The sequence below is a fragment of the Idiomarina sp. genome (assembly GCF_048260185.1).
In the GTDB taxonomy this organism is placed as follows: Bacteria; Pseudomonadota; Gammaproteobacteria; order Enterobacterales; family Alteromonadaceae; genus Idiomarina.
In genome coordinates this window covers 1-13,735 of sequence record NZ_JBLXHB010000007.1, presented here as the reverse complement: position 1 = coordinate 13,735, position 13,735 = coordinate 1, and the positions used below count along the sequence as shown (strand labels likewise).

Genomic DNA, 13,735 nt, shown 5'->3' with positions numbered 1-13,735 from the left:
ATCGGTAAGAGAATGTGACACTTCGCAATCTGCAAGATCGCAAACTTGCTCAGTAGGATCGTGCATACATGCCTTTTCCGTACTGATAGTTTGTGAAAATGACATTGTTGTTACTGCTAATAGCAGTAGGGCAATGATTAAACGATACATGCGAAGCTTTACTGTAAAAACATGCTTGAAGTGTATCTCTTTTGGCTGATAAAGATCAATCAATTAAAGGAAGTACCCATAACGAGGTAGTCAACCCAGGTGGTGATACGACTTCTACATCACCACCCAGATTTATTGCTAACTCAGGCGCTTTCAAGCTCTAAATACCAAAGTCATCGAACCTTACTTGTTCTCGCGGAACGCCAAAGTCAGCAAGAGACTCTAACGTCGCTTTCAGCATTGGTGGAGGACCACACACGTAAACGTCCAATGTGTCTTTGTTTTCATCTGCCAACCATTTCATTGCAGTTTCGTGCACAAAGCCAGTGTGCCCGGCCCACGCATCTGATTTAGCAACCTCTGAAAGTACCGGTATATAATTTAACCGCTCATCTCTTTCGAACTCATCCCTATAACAGAGCTCTTTTTCATATCGTGCGCCGTAAAAAAAGATACAGCGACGAGGAGAGCCTGCTGCTAACTCACTTTGTATTAACGCTCTCAACGGTGCAATACCCGCGCCGCCTCCGATAAAGACTTGCGTGTGATTATTTTGTTTCGTCAGCTGAAAGTCACCAAATGGTCCAATAGCATCGACATGAGCGCCAGGCTCTAAATTACACAAGTAGTTTGAACCGATGCCTGGGGGCACCCCTTCACTTGGCGAGGGCAGTTGTCGTACGTTAAACACAAATCGAGTCGGGTGAGGCCGCGTAGCAACAGAGTAATGTCGTGACAATATTTCGTTTAAGTGTGGAATACGAAACTGCATAAACTGCCCGGCTTCATAATTAACGGGCTCTGAACTCACAAAGGTAAGCTCCATAATGGATGGAGTCAGTTGACGCTTTGAATCGAGTGTTAAAGCTATATCACTAACCCCCTCATTATGTAACTTTACTTCATAATTTGTTGAGGTTCTGTGTTGGCAAGATAACCGCATCCCCGCGTCTAATTCATTGGCGCTCAATAACGCTTTTTCAGCGGCTTTAGGACTAGGTATATCGCTGCCTTGTAGTGTTACTTTACATAATCCACAAGTTCCACCTCCACCACAGCTGCTGGCAATTGGTTTCCCTTTCTGTTGAAAGTATTCTAGCCATGTTTTTTTCCGATTTGGATTAAAGTCACCGTTAGTAATATTTCGGCCTAAAAGAATTAGCCCGGATAACGAAAACCAAAGAGCGAATAACCCGGCACTCCAAATCAATAAATGATTAAAGCTTCGGCCACCAGTGTAATCCATAAAATGCAGACGAAATGCCCAGTCAGCTATTGTCCATGGTGTATTGCGATGCTCCACTACCTGAGATGAGGCTTCATCGATGTATATCCGAGTATTAAGATCATCTTTAATATCAATGCGAAACCCCGAAGCTTCCCAGCCATTCACTTCATCGCTTCCCATGACTCTTTCAACCGCTTCGACGTGACCCGGACCATTATAGCTACTGAGCGCTAATTGGGTTGCCAAAGCCTCACCGGTAGACCAGTTTTCGTTTGTGTTAGCGTTGAAATACAGGACATTTCCATCTGCCAATGTCACTTGATACTGACCAACCCCAGCAACACTTACCAGTTCAATTAAATGTGCTGATGGAAACCTTTGGTACATTTCAGTAAAGTCGACCTGAGTTGCTAATTTTTTAAGCGGCGGCTTAGAGTTTTCGGAGACCATGTATTGATGACCCGACATTCCATGATGGCCAGTTATACTGAAAAAGAAACCACTCACTAGCCACAAAGCGACCTGAATAACTAAAATTAAACTCACCCAACGATGAAGCCATTGTATAAACCTTATCATTGGGCACCTCCGATCGGTCTTCTTTTAAACGTTATGGTATAAAGGAGCAAAACAATGCCCGTTATCATTAAAATAAATGTACCGATAATAAAGGCTTTTAACCACCACGTTTCTATATCCACACGTTCATCGTAGTCCATTATGTGTAGCATCCAGACAATGTCGAAACCACGCCAGAAAGTGTGTCGTTTTACGAGCAAATCACCCGTTGTTTCAGACAAGTAAAGGCTGGTATTACCAAAGTCATCGTAGTTCACTTGCCATACTGGCAACAAAGTTTCACTAATTTCAGTTGGTGGGTTATCCGTCATATAAACAACGGATTCAATATCTGCACTCTCTTGTGCGTAGTATCGGTTGGCCAAGTCTTCAATATGATGCTGAGTTATTTCAATGCGCTCTAACGATTTTGCATTAACCAAAAACTCACCTTTATCACTTTTTAACTTGTATACTGGCTGTAGCTTACCATCTAGTCTGCGAGCCTCTAGTGAGGCTTTTTCAGCTTCAGGATAACGCGTTAATAACTTATCTAAATCTGATACCTCAGTACCTTCAGGTAAAGGCTGACTAACATCCTGAACTAAGTGATCTCCGTGAATATAATCCAAGTCGAAGAACACCATGTAAGCACCACTTATTGTCCAAATGACCATTTGCAAGCCAAAAACCAAAGATAACCAGCGGTGCCAGACTCTCCATTGACTCGAACGTTTTTTTTCCGACATGTCGTCCTACCTCAAATTTCATATAAAAAGGCTGCCGCTCCCAGGGAAAAGCGACAGCCAGTTCACTAATCAAAAGCTGTAACGTACCTTCAAGTACAACTGACGACCTAATAAGTCGTAAGTCATAGTGTCAGTATTTGCGTCCGTCCAGCTTTGAATATAAGGCGGCTCTTTGTCGAAAAGATTATTAACGCCACCCGTCACACTCAAATCGGAATTTATGAAATAAGTGCCTTGAATATTATGGTAAAAGACGCTCGGTGCGCGGGCTCCAATATCTTCTGGAGCGGCATTAATGTCGTCAGCAGCCCCTATATATTGCACTGAATAATGTATGCGCCAATCCTGTTTCGTAAAGGTTCCTGAAGCATTTGAGCGCCAATGCGTATAGCTCCCTCTACCGCCGGTAATATATCCGGCATACTCAATTTCGTCTGCTCCAACGAAAGGTGCAAATGTGTATTCATTTAAGTAACTGACATTCCAACTAAAGTCACTTTTCCAGCCCAATAGATCCGTGTTGTAAAATAGTGCGGTGTCGATACCTGACACATTTTCAGTTGCGGCATTGGTGGGCTGAGCAGACAAAAAGTCAATATCGCCCGTTAATGAGTCTCTCGTAAAGTGTTCAGGGCTGCAAAATGGATGCGATAAATTTTCTGAGTTATAGCAGACGGATAACTTCGTCGATCCAGGAATTCTTTGGATAGCATTCTCAATATCGATATCGTAATAATCAACCGTCAATTGTAAATTGTCAGCCGAACCGATATCCCATACAAACCCAGCAGTGAAAGTATCTGCGTCTTCCGGCTTTAAATCGGGATTCCCGCCAACAGTAGTAAGCACCGTCGCACCAAACTGTTGATACCCTGCAGGAACGCCATCTGCTTGGCAGTTTGCCGCCACAGTCGGGTTCGCGCCAGTTTGGTCCCATCCGTCACACGGATCCGTTGTGGTCAAGTTCCCTTCGGCAACACCACCAAAGAGTTCAGGTATATTTGGAATACGAAAAGCTGTTGACTGAGTCGCACGCACTTTCAAAGCATCCGATACACGCCAATGAACACTCGCCTTGTAATTTCCATCACTACCGAAGGTGTCATAGTCACTGTAACGATACGCTAAATCCAAATTCAATGACTGAACCAATGGTAAATCAGCCAACAAAGGCAAGGACGTTTCAGCATAAACTTCATCGACCGTATAACTTCCTTCTATTGGGTCAGCCTGATTGGTATTCATGATACCGGCGACAATTGACGAGTCAGGATTACGCCATCCTTTTTCTTTTCGGTGTTCGACACCAAAAGCGACAGGAACCCACCCAGACGGCATTTCGAATAGATCGCCGGAAATATTTGCTGTTAATGAACGCTGCTCATTACCACCATTATCAGTCGTCCGAAACATAATGTAGTCCAAAGCATCTTGAGATAGGTCTCCGTAACCCAACAAGTCAATACAGGGAATACCATTGGATCCGCAAGTGCTTGGGTCTAAACCTGCAGATAAACGCTGCATATTGACGATATTGGTCATACCGTCAATGGCTGTATTACGGCCATAGTTATAAGCAACTTCCCAATTCCAGCCAGCGCCAACAACACCGCTCAATCCTACGACCGTTCTGAACGTATTAACGTCTTGGAAAAAGCTTCTTGTTCCGCCTTCTAGTAAGCGACGGCCCTCAAGTCGAATTGTTTCGCCCGTTGGGTTTGTTGGGTGACTGGCATCAAACTCAATACCTCTTATAGTTCCGGGCGTAGCCAATTGGTCTGACGTGCGGTTGTTGTATAAAACTTCGGTAAATGCCGTCGTATCTGACGAAAGTTGGTAATCACCGAAAACAGAGAAATTCCAGTTAGTGATCGGGTTGACCGAGTTCAAGTAGGGAAAAGATGCAGAATTGTGCTTCTCTGAGCTGTACGGTTCGTAAAAGTCCCCATCGCCGTCAGCGTCTTGGCTGAAGTTGATCCTATCACCTGCATTTGGTCCCGTTAATATCGTTGCACGGCCTCCAATGGTACTTGAACTTCCAATACAATCTAATTGACCGGGTGTTATTTCACTCAAAGCACAGCCGGCTTGATCAGCCATATTGACCTCATCGGAAGAACGGTAGCCTAGAGTCGCCATTATGCGACCTTTGTCGCTGCTGGCGCCAAAGATCATGTTAACTTTACGATCTTGGCCCTCACCGTCATCTGTCGAGCCCAAGCGCCCTTCTATAGTAAAGCCGTCATAACTTTTACGAGTGATGATGTTGACCACACCTGCTACAGCATCCGCACCGTATATCGCTGAAGCGCCGTCTTTCAGTACTTCGATACGTTGGATCATTTCGACAGGTATCATATTTAAGTCGACTGAACTATTAGCACCGGTCCCACCATTTACAACACGGCGGCCATTCAGAAGCACAAGTGTTCGGTTAATGCCCAGTCCACGCAAATTAACTTGAGCGGTACCATAGCCATTACCTGTCCAATAAGCATTGCTCTGACTGCCAGCAAAACCAGCGGAGGCTGACATTCTCTGTAAAATCATTTCTACCGAGGTCATTCCCGATACTTCAATATCTTCCGCCGTAAAAACCTGAACAGGAGCAGCACTTTCGGCTTCGATTCGCTGAATTCGCGAACCGGTCACCGTGATTTTCTCAACGTTTTCGGCTTCAGTATCACCAGGCCCTGACTGAGCCCAAACGGTTGTTGTATTAAAGAGTGCCGCAGATACGCCTATAGCGACAGCAGACTTAAGTAACTTTTGCATTTTGTCACCTCGATTAAATTATAATTATTTTACTTTCCGATTAGACTTCGTACTGCCATCTAAGTTGTTTATACAACCTTCAGAATAGAAACCTTAGGATTTTAGTCAAGCTAAAAACGATTAAAGTTGTATAAAAAACCCTTTAATAGCAAAGCTTATAGAGGTTGTATATTCAACTTTAAGTTATCCTCATGTATCAATAATCTTTTAAAATAAGCTCTTCAAGATAGCTAGAAAAGCAATAAAAAAAGTTGTCCACTTTTTTCAAAATAAAAATAATTTTTCATTTTTAATGAATTTTTACCCTCTTCTGATTATTGATGCTTTTAATCTTTTGCCGACTATAATGCGTACATGAATACATAACTTTTACGTAAGGAACTTGGCTATGAGTCAGTCAACTCAAAAAGCTACGCTTTACAGAATGTCAACGCCTGATCACCAGTGCCCTTTTGGGCTAAAAACCCGGCACTTACTTAAAGCCAATGGCTTCGAAGTAGACGACAATCTGTTAGAGAGTCGTCAAAAAACCGACAAATTCAAGGAAAAGCACGACGTCGATACCACTCCACAAGTGTTTATTGGTGATAAACGTATCGGTGGGTACGAGGAGGTTCGAGCCTTTCTTGGAAAGCCTCTTCCTGACCCTGACGCAACCAGTTACCGACCCGTTATTGCATTATTTACTATGACGGCACTCCTCTCTGTAGCCACGTCGTGGTTGTCTTTTGGTCGCGTATTTACCGTACAAACCATCGAGTGGTTCATCAGTTTCTCTATGGTGGTTCTGGCCTTGCTCAAACTCCAGGACGTAGAGAAGTTCTCTACCATGTTTCTCAATTACGATCTTCTCGCCAAAAAATGGGTGCCTTATGGCCGTATTTATCCCTATGCCGAAGGCTTGGCGGGTCTGTTAATGGCAGCCGAATTCGCCCATGTCATATCCATACCCGTCGCATTATTCATCGGCATCGTAGGCTCTATATCGGTGTTTAAAGCCGTTTATGTCGACAAACGCGAGCTAAAATGTGCCTGTGTCGGTGGCTCCAGTAATGTGCCGTTAGGCTTCATTTCGCTCACTGAAAACCTCATGATGGTCGCTATGGCTGTCTGGATGTTTTTTACAATGAACTAGAAAAAGAGCGCTATGCGCTCTTTTTCTTAACGCTTTTTACGTAAAAACAAAATCTCACCAGCGGCAATCAATGCCATACCGATAAGAGACGCCCAAATCACCAGCGGATCGCTCGTCCATTTCACCCATATAAAAGCGACTAAAACGATGACGTCTAGCGTGATTGCGCTGACAAGTATGTAAATATTGGCATTCACCTTTTGCCTTAGATGCCGTAATACGCCCCAGTGGATCGCAATGTCCATCACGATATAAAAAATAGCGCCCAGTGACGCAATTCGACTCAAATCGAAGAATGCCGCTAAGATCATAGCCATAACAATGGTGTAAACCAGCGTATGCTTCTGAATGGAACCTGGCATGCCAAAATGACTGTGTGGAACAAGCTTCATATTGGTCAACATGGCTAACATTCTTGAAACGGCAAACGCGCTGGCAATCACTCCTGATACCGTTGCTACAATTGCAAAAGCGACCGTCACCCATAGTCCGGTCTCGCCATAGACGGGTCTGGCTGCTTCAGCAAGCGCGTAGTCTTTCGCTTTCACAATCTCATCTATGGACAGGCTCGAGCCAACCGCCAGAGTGACCAGAACGTATATTAACGCGCAGATAATCAGCGAAATAATAATGGCACGCCCGACATTTCTCTTAGGCTCAACAATTTCACCGCCACTATTGGTTATTGTTGTAAACCCTTTGTACGCAAGTATGCTTAAAGCAATCCCCGCTAAAATACCGCCACCCGTAGCTTCTTCTGGAATAGCCGATATCGATTCAAACTGAATGCCTGAGGCCCACAAACCACCAGCCGCTAAAATGACCAACCCTAAAGTCTTAACAAAGGCCATAAAAAACGAGAACGTTTGAATAAACTGATTACTCAAAATATTGATAAAAAACGCAAAGACCAGCAAACCCACCGCCAACAAAGGGATAAGCCACTGCGCTTCAAAAGAAATTAACTGGCTGGTATAAGACGCAAATGTCCGAGCGACTAAACTTTCATTAATCACCATAGAAAAGTACATCAAGAGTGCGAATATCGCCGTCACACTTCCTTTTCCATAAGCTTTACTGAGGAACATCGCAATACCGCCCGCTGACGGATAGGCTTTCGCCAACTTAACGTAAGAGTAAGCGCTAAAGCCGGCAATGATACCGCCGCACACAAACGCCAGGACAAACCACTCTCTTGCCAGCTGAGCAACTTGTCCGGTCAGTGCAAAAATACCAGCGCCAATCATCACACCAGTCCCCAGCGACACCGCCCCCCAAAGACTCAGGCTGCTTTTCTGATAATCCTGATGTCCGTGTTCATGATCGTGTTCTGCCATAATCAGCTCCTGTGATTGAACTCAGTTGGACCAATGGATCCGGATAATTTTCCAGCCAGACTCAGTCGTATTTGATACGGTTACGGTTTCATTCATCGTTAAATCAACCTCACGCCCGTTATACTCCCCGGAAACGCTATACCGAGAAGTGATCACAGCAAGGCCATCGGCTTCTTGTACTGTCCTTTCAAGCAACTGTGAAGGAACCGCCTGGCTAAACTTAATATCTGACTTAAGGTGATGAGCACTGTACTCGGCCAAGGATCGTTCAACACCACCACCTTCAAAGATAAACACATCATTGGAAAGCACATCTTTAACGACTTCCGTGTCACCTTCAGTCAAAGCCGTTCGAAACCTATCAAGCACAACTGTCGGTTCAGATACTTCCTCGGCGCTACTGGGCGCTGAAATAAACATTACCGAAACCATAAAAACACTCACAAGTAATTTCATTCTTCTTATTCCTTACATTAACCGGGGGAAAACGCGCTGCTTAGCGCAGAGGCCAGGGTAAAAATAGTGACAGCCAATACCATTTCCGCCGTTATGGAGTTTTTGAGTCGCTTGGCGGCCGCGTTATCATTTAATTGCGGTACGAACTTTAATTTATGCAATGCGGCAACAAGGAGAATCAGCGCCACAAACACAAGTTTCGCTAGTAGTACCGTGTCATACGACGTAAGCGGCAGCTCTGGCATCCATCGCCCTGTTGCACTACGATACATAACCAAGCCCGCAATAAGGAGTATTGGAACCGCTGCAGACATATGCACACCAAAACGCTCCATAATGGCTTTCGCTTTAGCAAGCGGTACCGACGTTGCCAGCTTTCGCAATGAGTTAAGACTGCCGAACCAAACCCAAGCGACTAACAAGTGTGTTAAAAGCGCTAGCTTTCCCCACCAGACGGCGTCACTGCCGTGACCAATACTTAAAAAGCTCCATCCCATGAGTCCAATGGCGACAACATATAGCACCCACTTTATACGTTTTAGCTTAACAACGGAGTAAACAATCCAAGCAATAGCAACCGCTATCTGAAGTTGGATGAACAACCCAACAGGGCCGGTCCATATAAACTGCATGTAGGTCGTGTCAATCATGCCGGCAAAGCCTTCAGCAGCAAAACTACCGACTTTCAGAAAAAAATACAGAAGGCTTGCCAGTAATAGAAGCAACGCAACAAGGCTATTCTTTCGTTCAGACTGCTTTTTTAAACCGGACAAATAAACGATATAAGGCGAGGCGGTCATCACCGCGTTAAGCCAGAATATAAAGGCCAACGTTAAAACGCTGGCCACACTCCAAAGGGTCATCATTTCACCTCAAAGCTAAAATCACCCGATATTTTATGACTGTCCCCACCCATTGCCGTCCAATAAACCGTATAACCACCTGACGCCAAATTGTTTTTAACAGCAATTTCGTACGCTGCTTTGGGAGTCATGCTCATCGAAAAGTCCAGCGGATGCATTTTACCGTCATCTGAGTGCAGCATAATTTTAGCCAGACGAACATCACCGGAAAAATTCATCGTAATTTCCGTTGGTGACTCGGACAAAGTCGCACCGTCCTCCGGGCTACTGGATGTTAGGCCGACGTGAGCGCTGGCCCATGCACTAAAAAATAACGTGGTACCGAAGGCTAACTTAAGTATGTTTTTCATGTTGTTTCCTCTTTGTTTATTATCAATTAAAACCAAACTCTGGCCCCAAGGACCACGCCTGTTTCTGTGGTGTCCTCACCCATTCGTTTCATTTCATCTGCCGTGTTGCCTAACGCGCCGTTCCAATAAACACCAATGTAGGGTGCAAACTCACGACTGATTTCGTGACGATAACGCAACCCCACACGCAAGTTGCTCAAGCCACTTTGCCGTTCATATTTGTCTGAATCTGTCAGGTTGGCTGTAAACTCAATGCGAGGCTGTAAGTACGATGTTTGTGTGAGCTGCCACTCGTACTCAGTTTCGCTAACAAATTGGACGTCGCCTTCTTCATTCACCATCAGCGAGTTATCCATTTCGAACCAATAGGGCGCCAACCCCATAAAACTCACGACAGCATAATTTTCCATAGACGCGTCCGACGATAAGGTACCTCGCGTACCAATACCGGCCTGAAACGACCAAAACGGAGACACCAAGTATCCATACAGCAGTTCGGCACTTTCCAAGTCAGTGGGCTCACCGTCGTCTTGAACATTCTCCCCTTCACTCTTGAAAACAGCTCGGTGATAGTCACCGCCATACCAAGCCATCATGTCCCAGACGGCTAGGTTCTCTTCCTCGTTGGTTCGCGTTAACTCCAACCGATCGAACAGTACTTGCCCGGTGTAATATTCTTTGACGGGTTCAGGCCAGTCCTCTTTCGCATGTCCGGCGACTGCTAAACCTGGCAACAACGCCGCACCCACTAATAATGATTTACCGTACATAATTGTCCTCCTTATGCGACATTGACCACACGGAACATACCCGCTTTCATGTGATACAACAGGTGACAGTGGAACGCCCAACTACCCGGCGCGTCTGCCGTTATCAATAACGACACTTTTTCGCTCGGCTTCAGGCTAATCGTATGTTTGCGTGGGCGTGGATACTGTCCGTTTTCAAGTTCCATCCACATACCGTGTAGGTGTATGGGGTGGTCCATCATCGTATCGTTTACCATCACCAACCTCAGTCGTTCTCCATGATGAAACTGAACCGGGCCATCCACTTCGGTAAACTTCTTCCCGTCGAAAGACCACATGTAACGCTCCATATTACCCGTTAAGTGCAGCTCTATCTGTCGTTCGGGCTCCCGCGTATCCGGCCATTCATGCGCGCCGACCAAGTCGGTATACACTAAGACTTTATGATCAACGTCTTCCAATCCAATCCCGGGTTCATGCAAACGGCTTACCGGGTTTGTAGCAATCATAGCCGCCCCGGCGCCATGTCCGGACTCACGGTGTTTGATTTTAATGTTTTCGACCGGGAGCTCTTTTTTGTGTGTCATTTTATGCGTCATATGGCTGTTATTGCCGCCCATATGCTTCATATTCATGCTATTGCCTTTCATATCACCGGACATCGCCATCGCTCCCATGCCCATAGCGGCCATGCCTCGCTCAGGAACTTGCCGTAGTTCAGGCACTTCAGCCTCAAGACCAAGTTCCGGCGTTAATGTACCTCTGACATAACCACTTCGATCAAAGCTCTCAGCATAAATAGTGTAAGGCTTGTTTTGCTTAGGCTGGACAATTACATCGTAGGTTTCCGCCACACCAATGCGGAACTCGTCAACTGGCACTGGCTTCACAGGCTGCCCGTCAGCGGCCACTACCGTCATCTCCAATCCAGGGATTCTTACGTCGAAGAAACTCATTGCCGAACCATTAATGATACGCAGGCGTACTTTTTCACCAGGCTTAAACAATGCTGACCAGTTCATCTGTGAATCGCGGCCATTCATCAGGTAGGTATAAGTACTGCCCGTCACATCCGCAATATCACGGGGGCTCATTCGCATTTGCCCCCACATTTCTCGTTGCTTCCAGGTTTTCTCTAACCCTTGCTGTCGCACGTCCTCGAAGGTCTCAAATATCGTACGTTTTTGATAGTTATAGTACCCCTCCGCAACTTTCAAATTACGAAAAACGGTATCCGGATCTTCGAATGTCCAGTCGCTGAGAATAATGGTATGTTCCCGATCAGCACCAATATCTCCGTCTTTAGGTTCAATCACTAACGGCCCCAGGTGTCCAAGTTGCTCCTGCAAACCGGAATGGCTGTGATACCAATAAGTTCCGTTTTGCTCGACATCGTAGCGGTACTTAAACGTTCGTCCTGGCTTTATACCTTCGAAAGATACGCCAGGCACGCCATCCATGTTCTCGGGCAATATAATTCCGTGCCAGTGAATTGACGTGTCTTCAGATAGTCTATTGGTCACATTTAGCTTGGCTCGTTGACCTTCTTTCAAACGAATTAGAGGACCAGGCATTTGACCGTTAATCGTTATAGGTGTGCCAACCTTATTCCCTACTAACAAAGGAGACTTCGCGATGGTTAAATCAATTTCATCTTTCGTCAAAACTTGATCTTTAAATTTACGCCCTTGAGGTGTTGCCCATGTTGGGGCTACTTTGGCAATTGCCAACGCGGACGCCACAGTAAATGCAGATTTAATGAATTTTCGACGCCCTTTATTAAACTCATTGTTCATGATGACGCTCCTCTTCTGAGGTTAAATTTTGATGACGTTGAATGTCCTTTTCCCTATCAGACGGTTCATCAGTAATCGATGATTTAAACCCTTTTATCGCACTACCAAGATCGGATCCCAGGGTTCGTAGCTTTTTGCTACCAAAAAGAAGAATGACAATAACCAGTAAAACTCCTAACTGAACCATACTCATGCCGCCAAATCCCATAGCTAAAGCCCTCCATTTGAGAGTGCTTGCTGCTGCTCTAAACTTGCTATCTGCTGATAAGGTGTAATTGAACCGTCCTTTTTGATTTCATAGACCGTATACGGTTGAAACCGAGTACCCATTTCCATACCAACAGACCCTACCGGCATGCCAGGAACAGTTAATCCAATGCCATTTTCTGACTTTTTCCCAGCTAAATAATGAGAAACCAATGTAGGAGGAACGTGACCCTCAAAGACATAGCCATTACTAGAAATAGCGGTATGACAGGATTGGACCTCGGCACTAATACCGGAGTCACGTTTTCGTTGGGTCAGGTTGTTCGGATGTTGTACGGACACACTAAAGCTATCGGGTAAAGCTTGTAACCACTTTTCACAGCAACCGCAGTTGGGATCTTTTAGAACGGTTAGTTGCTGCTCTTCTACATCGGTTGCAGATACAGACACGGAAAACAGCATCGCCAAAACAGCGATATTGCGTTTGATAGACATAATTATTCACCGATTAATAAGTTTTAAGGAAACACGCCGAGCGTGTGTTAAATTTCTAGTAACTTATTAAGCGGTAATTATTGGGGGACGGAATAAATTAGACGCGTGTTTAGCACGAATTGAGGTGTCGATGGGCGCATCGACTTTGGCAGAGAGGTTAACTGCAGCGGCATTAACCGAAGAAGACTGTCCGACAAATAAAACCGAGCCGCCGGAGCAATGCCGAATGGTCATGTCAGCACAGCACGAGTTGTGCTTTTGCGTCTCATGCTCGCAATCGTTTGTGTCGGCTTCGTACATCATGCTGTGCTGCATTTGGCTGTTATCATGACATGCGTGAGCTTCTGCCGTTTGCGAAAACGACATCGACACCAATAGCACTGTCATTAATAACAGAATTCGAATTAGCACGAGCACCCTGCTTTTTGCAATTTAATAAACTTCAGTCTAACGTCATTTTAACGCATGTCAAATAAGGAGCAGATAATGATGAATCACGAAATGTTCGCAGGTATGGGCTTTCTATGGATGCTGATTGTGGGAGCTATTTTTATTGTTCCCGCATGGCGTATCTGCCAACGAGTTGGCTACCCTGGTCCATTGGGTCTTCTGATTGTTATCCCTATCGCAAATATCATTCTTCTTTACTTTATAGCGTTCGGCCCATGGAAAAATGTTGATAAATAGCTAATTCACTTTAACCAAAGCAACAAGTATAGCTTTTCATCTCTGATCAGAAGCACGAATTTATGGGTATACGGATTTAATGGTTGATGGGGCACCTTCACCCCATCAATCTGATACCACCCTCAGATGGTTGATAGATCGACTCCGTAGTTGAGTTCCTCTGCGAAGTCCGGCAGTCCGTAACCGATGGTTTTCTTGTA

Annotated in this window: 14 protein-coding genes; 2 read left to right on the top strand and 12 right to left on the bottom strand. The window is 45.2% G+C overall.

Annotation, left to right across the window (positions count from 1 at the left end):
- Positions 1 to 310: 310 nt before the first annotated feature.
- The 3 genes from ACN0RF_RS12750 to ACN0RF_RS12740 all read right to left on the bottom strand — a co-directional run bounded on the left by ACN0RF_RS12750 (position 311) and on the right by ACN0RF_RS12740 (position 5,460).
- Positions 311 to 1,957: a 2Fe-2S iron-sulfur cluster-binding protein gene (locus tag ACN0RF_RS12750; protein WP_110013665.1), complete on the bottom strand. Its 1,647-nt coding sequence runs from the start codon at positions 1,955 to 1,957 to the stop codon at positions 311 to 313.
- The gene (locus ACN0RF_RS12745; protein ID WP_317498268.1) at positions 1,954 to 2,685 is read right to left on the bottom strand and encodes a PepSY domain-containing protein; all 732 of its coding nucleotides are present in this window, start codon (positions 2,683 to 2,685) and stop codon (positions 1,954 to 1,956) included. Before ACN0RF_RS12745 ends, ACN0RF_RS12750 begins: the two co-directional genes overlap by 4 nt.
- A gap of 69 nt (positions 2,686 to 2,754) precedes the next feature.
- A complete protein-coding gene (locus ACN0RF_RS12740) occupies positions 2,755 to 5,460 on the bottom strand; it encodes a TonB-dependent receptor (protein WP_417439317.1) in 2,706 nt (901 codons plus the stop codon).
- A gap of 388 nt (positions 5,461 to 5,848) precedes the next feature.
- Here ACN0RF_RS12740 and ACN0RF_RS12735 point away from each other — a divergent pair, with 388 nt between their 5' ends.
- A complete protein-coding gene (locus ACN0RF_RS12735) occupies positions 5,849 to 6,595 on the top strand; it encodes a MauE/DoxX family redox-associated membrane protein (protein ID WP_126785264.1) in 747 nt (248 codons plus the stop codon).
- A gap of 26 nt (positions 6,596 to 6,621) precedes the next feature.
- Here the strand turns inward: ACN0RF_RS12735 and ACN0RF_RS12730 are convergent, their stop codons facing one another.
- From ACN0RF_RS12730 to ACN0RF_RS12690, 9 genes are all read right to left on the bottom strand, one after another.
- Positions 6,622 to 7,932, bottom strand: coding sequence for an APC family permease (locus ACN0RF_RS12730; RefSeq protein ID WP_092841993.1), 1,311 nt, complete (start codon positions 7,930 to 7,932; stop codon positions 6,622 to 6,624).
- Positions 7,933 to 7,953: 21 nt separating this feature from the next.
- The gene (locus ACN0RF_RS12725) at positions 7,954 to 8,388 is read right to left on the bottom strand and encodes a YybH family protein (RefSeq protein WP_053954065.1); all 435 of its coding nucleotides are present in this window, start codon (positions 8,386 to 8,388) and stop codon (positions 7,954 to 7,956) included.
- A gap of 17 nt (positions 8,389 to 8,405) precedes the next feature.
- On the bottom strand, positions 8,406 to 9,254 hold the full coding sequence (locus ACN0RF_RS12720; RefSeq protein ID WP_234972503.1) for a copper resistance D family protein: 849 nt from the start codon (positions 9,252 to 9,254) through the stop codon (positions 8,406 to 8,408).
- On the bottom strand, positions 9,251 to 9,601 hold the full coding sequence (locus ACN0RF_RS12715; protein ID WP_011234483.1) for a copper resistance CopC family protein: 351 nt from the start codon (positions 9,599 to 9,601) through the stop codon (positions 9,251 to 9,253). The genes ACN0RF_RS12720 and ACN0RF_RS12715 overlap by 4 nt, the downstream gene beginning before the upstream one ends.
- 26 nt (positions 9,602 to 9,627) lie before the next feature.
- On the bottom strand, positions 9,628 to 10,371 hold the full coding sequence (locus tag ACN0RF_RS12710) for a copper resistance protein B (protein ID WP_053954067.1): 744 nt from the start codon (positions 10,369 to 10,371) through the stop codon (positions 9,628 to 9,630).
- 11 nt (positions 10,372 to 10,382) lie between these two features.
- On the bottom strand, positions 10,383 to 12,146 hold the full coding sequence (locus ACN0RF_RS12705) for a copper resistance system multicopper oxidase (RefSeq protein WP_417439316.1): 1,764 nt from the start codon (positions 12,144 to 12,146) through the stop codon (positions 10,383 to 10,385).
- Positions 12,136 to 12,354: a twin-arginine translocase TatA/TatE family subunit gene (gene tatA, locus ACN0RF_RS12700; RefSeq protein ID WP_011234486.1), complete on the bottom strand. Its 219-nt coding sequence runs from the start codon at positions 12,352 to 12,354 to the stop codon at positions 12,136 to 12,138. Before tatA ends, ACN0RF_RS12705 begins: the two co-directional genes overlap by 11 nt.
- Positions 12,355 to 12,356: 2 nt before the next feature.
- A complete protein-coding gene (locus ACN0RF_RS12695; protein WP_006956253.1) occupies positions 12,357 to 12,848 on the bottom strand; it encodes a DUF411 domain-containing protein in 492 nt (163 codons plus the stop codon).
- Positions 12,849 to 12,914: 66 nt separating this feature from the next.
- Positions 12,915 to 13,259: a hypothetical protein gene (locus tag ACN0RF_RS12690; protein ID WP_053954071.1), complete on the bottom strand. Its 345-nt coding sequence runs from the start codon at positions 13,257 to 13,259 to the stop codon at positions 12,915 to 12,917.
- A gap of 75 nt (positions 13,260 to 13,334) precedes the next feature.
- On the opposite strand from ACN0RF_RS12690, the gene ACN0RF_RS12685 reads away from it, so the two are divergent.
- Positions 13,335 to 13,535 carry a hypothetical protein gene (locus tag ACN0RF_RS12685; protein WP_006956255.1) on the top strand — a complete coding sequence of 67 codons (201 nt, stop codon included), beginning with the start codon at positions 13,335 to 13,337 and terminating at the stop codon, positions 13,533 to 13,535.
- Positions 13,536 to 13,735 lie beyond the last annotated feature (200 nt).

Coding starts and splice junctions, on each gene's coding strand:
- ACN0RF_RS12725 (WP_053954065.1), bottom strand. CDS start 8,388: ATGAAATTACTTGTGAGTGTTTTTATGGTTTCGGTAATGTTTATTTCA.
- ACN0RF_RS12720 (WP_234972503.1), bottom strand. CDS start 9,254: ATGATGACCCTTTGGAGTGTGGCCAGCGTTTTAACGTTGGCCTTTATA.
- ACN0RF_RS12710 (WP_053954067.1), bottom strand. CDS start 10,371: ATGTACGGTAAATCATTATTAGTGGGTGCGGCGTTGTTGCCAGGTTTA.
- ACN0RF_RS12685 (WP_006956255.1), top strand. CDS start 13,335: ATGATGAATCACGAAATGTTCGCAGGTATGGGCTTTCTATGGATGCTG.
- ACN0RF_RS12750 (WP_110013665.1), bottom strand. CDS start 1,957: ATGATAAGGTTTATACAATGGCTTCATCGTTGGGTGAGTTTAATTTTA.
- tatA (WP_011234486.1), bottom strand. CDS start 12,354: ATGGGATTTGGCGGCATGAGTATGGTTCAGTTAGGAGTTTTACTGGTT.
- ACN0RF_RS12705 (WP_417439316.1), bottom strand. CDS start 12,146: ATGAACAATGAGTTTAATAAAGGGCGTCGAAAATTCATTAAATCTGCA.
- ACN0RF_RS12695 (WP_006956253.1), bottom strand. CDS start 12,848: ATGTCTATCAAACGCAATATCGCTGTTTTGGCGATGCTGTTTTCCGTG.
- ACN0RF_RS12735 (WP_126785264.1), top strand. CDS start 5,849: ATGAGTCAGTCAACTCAAAAAGCTACGCTTTACAGAATGTCAACGCCT.
- ACN0RF_RS12740 (WP_417439317.1), bottom strand. CDS start 5,460: ATGCAAAAGTTACTTAAGTCTGCTGTCGCTATAGGCGTATCTGCGGCA.
- ACN0RF_RS12745 (WP_317498268.1), bottom strand. CDS start 2,685: ATGTCGGAAAAAAAACGTTCGAGTCAATGGAGAGTCTGGCACCGCTGG.
- ACN0RF_RS12715 (WP_011234483.1), bottom strand. CDS start 9,601: ATGAAAAACATACTTAAGTTAGCCTTCGGTACCACGTTATTTTTTAGT.
- ACN0RF_RS12730 (WP_092841993.1), bottom strand. CDS start 7,932: ATGGCAGAACACGATCATGAACACGGACATCAGGATTATCAGAAAAGC.